A 10,964-nucleotide genomic window follows, 5' to 3' on the forward strand; every position below is an offset into this window, starting at 1 on the left:
TAAATTTGCTCATTGTGTCACGTGACACATTTTAAACTTGAAAGCTCAAGCCTCCACTCATGTGGTTTAAAATTTTGAAAATATCAGCCTACATTCAGCAAGATTAATTTCTATATGTAAATCAAAAATTTTAAAACGATATTCTAGCCAGTTAATAATATGACTTGATTATGTGTATGAATTCTGCTGAATGTATATATAATCTATTTGTGGGATAGGGGAAACTCTCCAAATATTTTCCTTCGTTTCGCTTGAGCTGCACTTCGGAGAAATATTTGCTGCCGCTGTTTCCCCTCCCACACCCAACCCCTTTGCGGCTTATTTAGTTCACTTTTTCACAAATTTCTAAGTTTCCTTAATTCATAAAATGGTTGATTCTATTGACTTTTTTATCATCTGGACAGCAAATCATGGATATATGTTATATATAGCATTACTCCACAATTTGCGGTCCAAGATTAAAAAAATCCTTATATGTACTACCTTTTTGACAGTATCGAAAATAAGAAAAATTTGATTTTTTTGTTACAACCGACTATTCGTTAAATTTGCTAACTAACCAATATCGCTTCCCTTTATGGGGATTGTTGCTTCCATCTTCTAACTTTTTTCGGTTATCTGGAAAACTACCAATCGCATATTTTAAATGATTCGATTGGAGGTAGGACTGTAATTGGCTAATATCCTTTTGTAATCTACCTCGATAATCCTTGATATCAAATTTTTCAATGACTTGTTTTTGACCGTCTTTATATATTCTTTTACCTACTATTGTTTCTAAATAGCTACATAATTCTTCTTTCTCAAATAGTTTCTCAATCAACGTGATTTTATTTTTATGTAATAAGTTCGAAATGTACATCATATAGGCATCGCTTTCCTTTCTCCCTCCAGTTTCTTCCCTGAAATTATTGGTTTCTCTGTTCTGATCCAGCATTGCTTTGATCCGATCTCTCGTAGCTACAGCTTGAAGATATTTAACTCTAGACACTGTCTTCTTTGATATATATTTGCCATCACTTATTGCGTTGTCTTTAATGATGTAATTGGATTTCCTCGAAAATTTACCCACCAGCTTTTTCCATTCTTCAACTCCACCATGAATAAAAGCATCTGCTTCATCCAGTTTTTTCTGGACTGAATTCAAATAATTATTCAATTTCCTATTGTTTCTATTCAGCAACACCACATGAACCTTATCCTGGTCATTCTTGAATCTCTTTCGCCCAATACACTGTAGCATCGTATCCACATCAAATATATCGCACACAATTAATTTAATTTGCTCATCTTTCAAATCAAAACCATTATCAAGCACTGTCGTGGTGAATAGATACTTACAGTCAAACCTATTTTGCTTGACCATGGATTCCACTTGATCATCATCTACATGTTTGAGATACTTTCTGTTTTTGCTGCTGCTTTTACTGCATACGAATAATGAATCGTCATATTTAAGATGAAGCTCATAAGCCTTTTGAATGCTATCTGCAAAATATATAATTTTATCGTCGGCTTTGTTGAATTTGTACTCGATTAGTTTTTCTACAAAATAAAAGTCTGTATAGAAGGATAATGATGCAATTTGATTAAATTTCCTTGGAATCGAGTAAGACCATATCTTATTTTCGGTTCGTTTGAGTCTGCGTCTGTATTGATCCTTTATGTAAGAAAATAGTACATGCCCAGTTGCGGACATAAAAATCCTGATTTGAGACTGTAAACTGAGTATAGCTTGAAGGGAATCATCAGAATTATCATTGAATCCGCTATCTGTAGTAAAGTAATGCGACTCATCACACACGATATATGTATACGGAGAAAAATCGTATTCCTCATCATTGTTTAGCTGGTTCTCAATCGTTTGATATAATTCAACTTTGATTCTTGAGGAATCCTCGACAGCTTCCTTATTCTGATCATACAGATTCTTTCGATTGACCAATAAAAGTATGTTTACATTTTGCTGATCCGCTAATTGTTCCAGCTTATTTCGAATAAAGAAGGATTTGCCCGATGCTGTGCCACTACTGATTAAAATGATATCTCCATTTTTCCATTCAGCCTCCTCCCCATTTATTTTCTCTGTTACATTTTGTTTGGGCTTATAATCATCAATTCTCATAAAACGCTCCTCACATGATTTCTAACATCTACATTTTAATGATTCGTTGCTTCCCATTCATCAATGGCTACAGATAGTTCTGGCGTTTTCAGATATATGGAAAATAAAACATTCGTCTTATAGTGTCGTGCCTTCGTTATAAACGAGAACCCCTTACTCGTCAGATAATTAAACAAATGGATATCATAACAATAAAAGTAGCTCATTCAGATTCACTCCTGTCATTGTGAAATTGCACCCATATATAGCAGGTGTCACCTAAGCGCCCGTGTTAACAGGCGCATAGCATGACCTAAGAATGTGTCACGTGACACCATTTACTCCACAGTAAGCAAATCATCCATTAGTTCATCAATTGAAACATGATTCTCTTTGGCAATATGATCTAATTGTTGCTTATAAAATTTGATTTCTTCCGTTAACGTTTCCAATGACTTCTCCTCTAAAGCATCGCTATAATTTTTACATCTTTTCAATTCATCTTGAAAGCTATGTAAATTCCATTTTTCTTCGATGTTGGTATCAGAGTGAAAGAGTTCATTTCGCATCTCATCCCAAAATTTTTCAACCATCCACGGTCTGAATTCGGAATCAAAGTGATCTTTATTTTTTTCCAAATCATAAACAACTGCAAAATCAATATCTTCTTCTGTTATGTTGGAGATATGAAGATGATTGATAATACAATTCATTTGAGCGGTTAAAGCGAATCCTCTATTTTTAGAAACAACCACAGAGCCAAGTACCTTATAATTCAAAATTGGTGAGATGATTAAATCGTAATGCCAATCATCTACCCAATTTTTGACTTCGTTCACGGTTAGCTTTTCTTTTTTTATGTCATGTTTCTCCCAAAATGCACTATGAAATTTCAATTGATAGTTTTCAAAATGACTTTCTTCTTTCTGTGAACCGTCTTCATGAATGAATTTTAAGGTCGGTTTGTTTTTTAGCAATCTGTTCAAAAACGATTCCATTTTCAGTAGTTGCTTGGCATGACCGTCCGAAATATATCCCTCTGCAATCCAATCGTGAATAAAAGGTAATAGTTTCAATAATCTTAAACGACTTGTAACGAAGGCTCTGTTTTTACTCACTTTTTTGGCAATTTGGTCGTGCGTGTATCCTCTTTGTACATACTCATAAAATGCATGAGCTTCTTCAATAGGAGTCATTTGCTCCCGTTGAATATTTTCAATGACAGATAAATGAAAAGCTTCTTCATTGCTCAATTCCTTTACTTTCACTGCAATCATATCCAGTCCAGCCATTTGACTTGCTCGATATCTACGCTCCCCTTGAACAATCTCATATTGATCTCCCTGTGGTCTGACCAGTATGGCTTCTTGTAAACCATCGCTTACAATGGATGCTGCCAGCTCCTGCAAAGACTCCTCGTTAAAATGCTTACGTGGCTGATTCGGGTTGGTCACGATCTGGCTTAATTTTAATGTGATGTTCAAATGATGATATCTCCCTTATGTTTGGATTCTTATATATAACGTTCTAGCTGTCACCCAAGCGCCAGTGTTAACAGGCGCCTATCATGACAGACAAATGATTCAAGTTAGTCGATATGGACTATCGCCTTAAAGCTCGATTTCGTGACTTTCTCGATAGATAAAAATTCAATTGCTGTACCATCAAAATCCAGTAAGGATAACCCCTCATCTCGGCGAATGACCTGATCTCTTGGAATTATACACTTTAATTCCCCCTGCTCATCCACAATATGGACATATCGGTACTCGACCACCTGAATCTGTAGTTTCTTGCCCAATACATCGTCAGCTATCAACTGCGATTCTTCCTGAGACCTTTTCAATGTGCTGAAGCCAAGCGGATAATTTCTCAATGTTCGTCTTGTACTTTTCCCGTCGAGCAAAGAAGGCGTATTACTGGTTTGTACTACGGTTTCCCGTTCAGCTTCGTACCCAATAAAATACTGCCCCATAATTTCAAATAATGAATATACACCATCCGGCACATGGAATGGAAACTCCAAATCATCTATTGTAGCAATGCCAGCTTGAACGGTAAGCTCCTTGCCTCCTACATTACGATTGGTGAGTCGGTTCACCTTTCGTACTTCCCTCTTCATTACATTTTCATGCTGCTTTAGATTTTCCAGCAGTCCATCTACAAACAGCCATGCAAAGGAGTACGTTCTGTAGGTTTGATATGCGATCTCGACAGCAGCACTGGCAAGTACCGAAGGATAAGGACAGATCTCTTCACACTGAGTTTTGTATTCCTCTCTTAACTTGGCGTATTCTGCGCTAATTGCTTTCCGGGTATCATTATCCCGTTCCCATTTTTTCAATTCGTTAAATTGCATACGTCGATGATTAATTTTATTTTTCTGCTCGTTATATTCTGTATACAGCGGTTCAATGCGGTCTAAATAGCTCAGAAACTTCGGCTGGCTAACCTTCCTCATATCCTGTAGCAGTTGTCTCGTACTCTCGATGCTGAAAATGGACTGATCCAATTTACCATCTTTCATTTTGAACGTGTCATCTATGTACTTCTCCGCCTTAACGCAAAACTGATTAAACGGTGATTTCTTCGAGTACTGATAATCATCCGCCTTGCCACCATTAACAAAACGAAAGAAATATGGCATCTGGATAGCCAGACGATCCAGCACATATGGAATCTCTACTTCCAGTCCATTTTTGGTCGCATCAATAATTTGGCCTTGGAGGAATTTGAGGACAGAGTTTTCCAAAACCCGTGCTTGAAGGTTCCCCTCCTCCAAAGCCAGATTCTGAAAATACGTATTCACATTCGTACATCTACCCGTCAGGTTATGTAGACTTTTTAGCTCCATCTTGACGATACTGTCCATGTGATTCGCTACCGGGGCAGCCACCTTTTTATCATCTTCATTAATGATCGTAGGAGCATCAATCACTGCATTGAGTATGGTGGGATCGTTGGTACAGAGAGCTGTATCTCCATCCACATCTCCTAGTCCGAGCCTTGCAAGTGTTAAATCACAACAGTTCAGAACAATCACATTGTCCAGATGACGCATATATCGGTTATGTACTTGTACAAAATCTAGCTTACCAACTTCATTAAATATCGTTAGCGGTGAGCGAAATAGCGCATGCATTCCCTGTTTCCGATTCATAAAAGCCTGGTTCTTTTTCAGCACACCTGTTACTGGTTTTCCGCTGGCATGCTCCATAAATGCAATCGGATCGTTGGTCAAATAAAAGTAACTGCCACGAATCGGAATGCGACCCTTCAACATATCCTGTACTTTCAGCATGACTTGCTTCACGATGAATTTGCGGACGTTTCCGTCATACAGCATAAGTTCATTCAAATCGATGGCTTGAATGATTTCATTGATAAATTGTTTCTTCTGGCCCCGTTCTATTTCATTTTCCTGTTCGTCGGGTTCTTCATCTACATCTTTGGGTTCATCGTCTTCTTGGACTAGCATATGTAGGAACGCTTTCGTGTACGCAATATCTCGAAGCCACTTTTCATGGGTGTCATTCTTTTGCCCATGTAGTACACGTTTGATGACATCCATTAGAGGCGTAGCTAATTGAAATAAATCGTTCAGCGTGAGATTCAGCGCATGAATATATTGATATGTCAGTGGTGTGTAGGCGTTCATCTGGTATGCTGGCTTCGCATAATTGGCGACCCAGAAGTGATTATGATTATGTACTCTCAGTAATTCTTCATATTCCGTTATATTTTCAAACAAACATTTAGGCTTAGCTTCTCCCTCACTGTATTGATGCCATGCTTTGAAGCAGGATTTGGTGAGGATGAGATCAATAGGACGACCCTGTTTGTCGATGATCGGTTGTGATTCACCAAAAACATCTATTATTTGTGTTACGTTGTTTTCCTTAAACCATTTCATCAAATCGAATCGGATAAAGTTACCTTTGATATATGGAAGTCTTCCCTGAACTGCATTAGGTGAATAGGATAGGTTCAGATGTTGTCCAATACGCTCTGCAAACTGGAAGCTCATTAAACCTTGACCATCAAAAAATTGGACATTCTTATTTTCATACTGTAGGTACTCCACTCGCTTAAATCCAATGGACTCTTCATTGATCGCTATAACTGGGATTTCTTCTGTTTGCTCGATGGAATAGCAAGGGTATAGTTCGTCATTATACATAACCGAACGAGCAGGAAAAGGAATTGCTTCTAGTTTCACACGACGATTCTTTTTATTCCATCCATTGAATGTTTTATACTCTAATTGATCAGGAACAGACTTTGTACGACCATTCCACGGGATTATTTTGTTCGGTATACGTTCTAACTTATGTAATTGTTCCTTGGTTGGATTCAATTCTTTCTTCGCTTTGAAATATTCACGTTGCCTCGTCTTTTCCTCGAATATTAACTTCTGTTGTTCCGAATCTTCAGCACACTTTTCCACCTTCCACACATCTTCAATGATCGTATCCTTTTCATAATCTGGAATAACAATGATACGTGGAATATACGGGACTGGTTGTGCTGCAGAACGACTCACACCTAGTGCTGCTTCCCACTTATGGATATTGGTGAGCGGTGGCATTTTACCGAGTGTAATGTGTTTATACAGATCAGCAACATATTTTTCTTGGATAAATTCTGTCCTCTGTGTACGTCCCATTGCAGGTGACTTAATCGAACGAACATATTTCCTTCCATTATAGTAGATGCCCTCTCGTAACGTTCGTTCAAATAAAGCAAGTTGGGATGGATCATCTTCATCAATTTGATCAGCTTTGAGCATAAAGATGACTTCAGTAACATCAATGAAAGGATCGTGTTCTGCTACGACTCGCTTGAGTTGATCGAGATAGATGCTATTCGATACGGTGATGAGACGAGTTCGATATTGTGGCGCACAAAGTTGGTTGCCTACATGGGTGATCTCGTTAAAATGGAACAGTTTGATTTGGTATTGATTTCGTGATGGATTACTGGACAAATTTGGGCCTCCTGTTTGTTGGTTTGAGTGATAAGGTTGTGAACGTTTCATTCTTGGTGGAGCATGTATCTACCACAAACAAGAACTAACGTTCGTATTTATTGTATCGGATATATGTTCGGATTACAAGAGTTGAACTCTAATATTTTTTATATGAAGGGCATAACGAAAAGACCCAGCTTCGGTTGCTAGATCTTGAAACTTATTTAAAATATATAGTTGATTTTATATAAATAAAACAGTGCCTCTGTCATTTTATTAATCTAACTTAAGGGAAGAGGGAGAACCTCTTGACCTCATCACTGCCAGCTAAGAGATAGGAGATTGCATAATAATTATTACTGTGAAGGAATGCTTTGCTGGTTAAGGCTTTTTGCTTTATATTTTTAAGTCGAGCATCCAGAGACATTTAAAAATAAAAAAGTATGAATAGATATAAAAAATGATACCTCTACTCTGTAAATTGCAATAATCCCATTGGCTTTCTTTGATTTCTTAATTAAGTGTATCACTTGAAATCTTAAGTTCAGAACTTTACTTTATTTTTAAATAGATTTAATTACAAATTTATTTTCATTTCTGAGAAAGTAACTATCATTTATTTTTATATAGTTTTCTGTAAAAGAACACACAAACCCAACCTCGACAGTTACTTCAATACTCATAGAATTTCTTAGAACTTTGACATGTTTCCGTTTTAGAGAAGCATACAGAAATTCCTCATCTTTTAATATTTCCATGTCGTTCTGATCCTGACTAAACATGATTTTTCATCTCAAGATTTTTTAATAAGTATCTTAGTGCCAAAATGATCTCCGTGTCGTTGTTTATTTTCAGCACAATAGGAATAATATTGAATTTAATTAATTCGTCTGCTCTTGCAGCATTTGTCGTTATTATAAAATGCGTCCCGCCCACGTTTTTTTGTACGTAATTATACAAATTTTCAAAATATACGTCAGAAAAAGAGAAACCGAGGAATAATAAGGATTTATGAACCATTAATGCTAAGACTTTTTTTGAGAAACCATCATTAGTATACTTTTTATCATAATCCTCCTTTGTTAACACAAGGGAATTGGGCTTATCTAAAATCCCATGCAAATGAATAACCCTAAATTTGTTAACAAAAACAAAATTCTGGACGTCATCTATATCCTCGAGTTCAAGAGGTACTGAGAATTTGCTGTTAAAGACATTTAAAGCATTATCGTAATTCGTTGTCAAATAATAAGGGAATTTAACTTTCAGTAAGTCACTATAATTGTGTGCTTCACTAGAGATATTGTAATCAATATCGCCTTCGATAATTTGAGCTGCTTTTACTTTTAGTTGCTCATCAGTCTTTACGCTTTTGGAAAGTGTATAAAGAAGAGGTATTCCTTTAAAATAATCTCCCGATTTTACCACAACTTCATACGTACTATGAAAATCTTCTGAAATAGAATCTTTAAATTTCAAAAATAGTTTTTCCCACGACGGGGCACCTAGAGGTACTGAAAATCCAGCCCCAACAAGTGGTACAATTTTCGGAATATTATCAACCATAGTTTTATAATTGTTTGAATATTCTCGATTCAGAAAAATGTTTAGTAACTTATCGCTGATGCCCTGCTTAAATGTTGCATAATCCTCTGCTTTTATTTGAATTTCATAAATGGGCTCTAATTCATGATCATCTTCACGAATGGTTTGATTGCATACAGGACAGATTGATGTAGTTAAAGTGATAGTCGAATCTTCTTCATAAGCAATACAAGTTAAATGAATTTTCTCTTCAACAATATCGTCAACTTTTAATTGACTTAGAAAAAATGCTGTTTCATCCAAAGTAAAACCAAGACTCCGAAGAAATCTTTCCGTTATCGTCTGTTCTTTAATTATATCTGTATATCTTTCAATATTTTTTATATGTTTAATGTCTCGTGTTTCAATAAATTTAGTAATTTCTGTATCCACCAATGTATCTAATAACATGATAAATTGACTCCTTATTCAAATGTCTTGTCGGTAAGAATATAATTTTAAAGTAACCTTTTGTTATATAAATAGTGGTCTGCATATAATCATCTTCTTCATCTGTGAACCACGCTAAAGACCATTTGGGTAATTCCAATGCACCTCTAAAATCAATGTATAAACTATGGAACATATCCTCTGCAACTATGGGTTTGCTTCCGTTTTTTGATTTCGTTGCTCCCCTCCCTGCTTGGTTCGCTTTAAACTCGATTTTTGTTGTGTAACCTACTTGCCTTAGTTCTCTTGCTTTTTCAACTAATTTAATGTCCGGCTTATTTTTTAAATACAACGCTAATATTTGTGAACTAATCTTATCCTTGAGTGAATCTTTTTGCAGAGCGCTCGGCCCTTCTTCGGTTTCCATAAATAGTTTTTCAAACCAACCATTTATTGAAGCTTCAACATCAGTGCTGATCTTATCAGAGATGTATTCTCGATACTCCTGTAATAAGCCATCATCCAAGTTTTTACACATTCTGTACATCCCAGCTCGGTCTTTCCTTAATTGAAAACTCTCACTAATGTTTAATGGACTGATAATTAAATTATTAATTTTTTTAATATAGCCGTTCATTGTTTTATTCCATTTTTCTTCTTCAAGCAATCCACTTATTGGCACAGCATCAATCCCAATTAAATTTCTGAACATCAGCAAATAAAATTTTTCCTTATAGTTAATTTCAAGCGCAGCTAAATAGTAAACAGGCTCACCATTCTTAATTACTACCTGTGCTATTAAAAATCTTGCTAATTCAATATTACTATTATTTTCGGAATAATCGTATCCTAATAAGAAAACATTTCCTTTGTTCTCTATATTGAGTATATCTAATGCATAAAATCCTGTAGCCACGAACTTATCATGGTATTGTAGAGGTATGGATTCTTTTATATTTGCTGTATTTATGATTCTTGTTACATTTTGGATAAACGATCCTTTTGTTGGCGGTGTATTATTCATTTTGTGATAATAAATATTTTTTAGTTGTCCATAAAATACATGATCAAAAAAAAGACTATCTACTTCCCGTTTTCTTGTCGGATATTGCTCCATGGTGTCTTCGAATATCTGCTTAATTGAAGTAGAACATAAATTTATACCTTTTTCCGTTAGAGCATTTCTTAATATTTCGAAATGACTATACGTTAACAACTTGTTTCCATTGAATACATATGTCCCTATTGTCGTCAAAACGCTTCCTCCGTTCAATTTTAAAATTCAATATTTTTTAGCCCTACCATCACATTAAGATAACAACCTAGGCTCAGAAATTTTAGTGTATTAACGGATAGGCTATTTGTTAGACCATCAAAACTGATAGTACAATGGTTCATTACTCTTCACTTTTAATTGAAAATTTTAGTATGGAGTGCGACGCTTGCTGGAAACATTAGATAAGGACTTATACTTGGTTCTTAAAATGAAACTTCCATATCTCATTTACACGAGGAATTACTCCATGAAGCGCTCACATCTAAGCATAGCAAACGAAGCAAACTAGAAAACCTGCACAGTCAAGGATGGAGTTCAAAAGCCATCACCCGCGAAATTCCCCGTAGCCAATTCACCTATAACCAAAGTCCTTTCAATACAGAAACAACTTATCTCCTACTACTATAGTATGTTTTAGCCAATCGCTTTTACTCATTGCAATATCTCAGTTTATAAATAAGGACTATATGCCCTTCACCAAAGAAAAACATCCTTCCAACACCCTACTAAAATCTGCATAAATCTTCTTTATTGCTTACACTATAGCATATTAATGGGGATATATGGAACAAAAAAGGCCCTTGAATAATACCAAGGGCCCAACTTTTACTGAATCTAGAGTATCACATTGCTTTATACTT

The 10,964-nt window shown here is 35.8% G+C and carries 6 protein-coding genes; all 6 read right to left on the reverse strand.

Annotation, left to right across the window (positions count from 1 at the left end; genetic code table 11):
- Positions 1-535: 535 nt before the first annotated feature.
- Positions 536-2,125 (reverse strand): DEAD/DEAH box helicase family protein, encoded by a 1,590-nt coding sequence (locus MLD56_RS18355; RefSeq protein WP_241113399.1) that lies wholly within the window; start codon positions 2,123-2,125, stop codon positions 536-538.
- Between the two features lie 35 nt (positions 2,126-2,160).
- Positions 2,161-2,331, reverse strand: coding sequence for a hypothetical protein (locus MLD56_RS18360; RefSeq protein ID WP_241113400.1), 171 nt, complete (start codon positions 2,329-2,331; stop codon positions 2,161-2,163).
- A gap of 111 nt (positions 2,332-2,442) precedes the next feature.
- Positions 2,443-3,588, reverse strand: coding sequence for a ParB/RepB/Spo0J family partition protein (locus MLD56_RS18365; RefSeq protein ID WP_241113401.1), 1,146 nt, complete (start codon positions 3,586-3,588; stop codon positions 2,443-2,445).
- A 104-nt stretch (positions 3,589-3,692) separates the two neighbouring features.
- Positions 3,693-7,091, reverse strand: a complete 3,399-nt coding sequence (locus MLD56_RS18370; RefSeq protein ID WP_241113402.1) for an RNA dependent RNA polymerase — start codon at positions 7,089-7,091, stop codon at positions 3,693-3,695.
- A gap of 756 nt (positions 7,092-7,847) precedes the next feature.
- The gene (locus MLD56_RS18375; RefSeq protein ID WP_241113403.1) at positions 7,848-9,068 is read right to left on the reverse strand and encodes an SIR2 family protein; all 1,221 of its coding nucleotides are present in this window, start codon (positions 9,066-9,068) and stop codon (positions 7,848-7,850) included.
- On the reverse strand, positions 9,031-10,302 hold the full coding sequence (locus MLD56_RS18380) for a hypothetical protein (RefSeq protein WP_029515598.1): 1,272 nt from the start codon (positions 10,300-10,302) through the stop codon (positions 9,031-9,033). The genes MLD56_RS18375 and MLD56_RS18380 overlap by 38 nt, the downstream gene beginning before the upstream one ends.
- Between the last annotated feature and the right edge of the window lie 662 nt (positions 10,303-10,964).

Origin of the sequence: Paenibacillus peoriae (genome assembly GCF_022531965.1) — a bacterium.
Taxonomy (GTDB): Bacteria; Bacillota; Bacilli; order Paenibacillales; family Paenibacillaceae; genus Paenibacillus; species Paenibacillus polymyxa_D.

Coding starts and splice junctions, on each gene's coding strand:
- MLD56_RS18355 (WP_241113399.1), bottom strand. CDS start 2,125: ATGAGAATTGATGATTATAAGCCCAAACAAAATGTAACAGAGAAAATA.
- MLD56_RS18360 (WP_241113400.1), bottom strand. CDS start 2,331: ATGAGCTACTTTTATTGTTATGATATCCATTTGTTTAATTATCTGACG.
- MLD56_RS18375 (WP_241113403.1), bottom strand. CDS start 9,068: ATGTTATTAGATACATTGGTGGATACAGAAATTACTAAATTTATTGAA.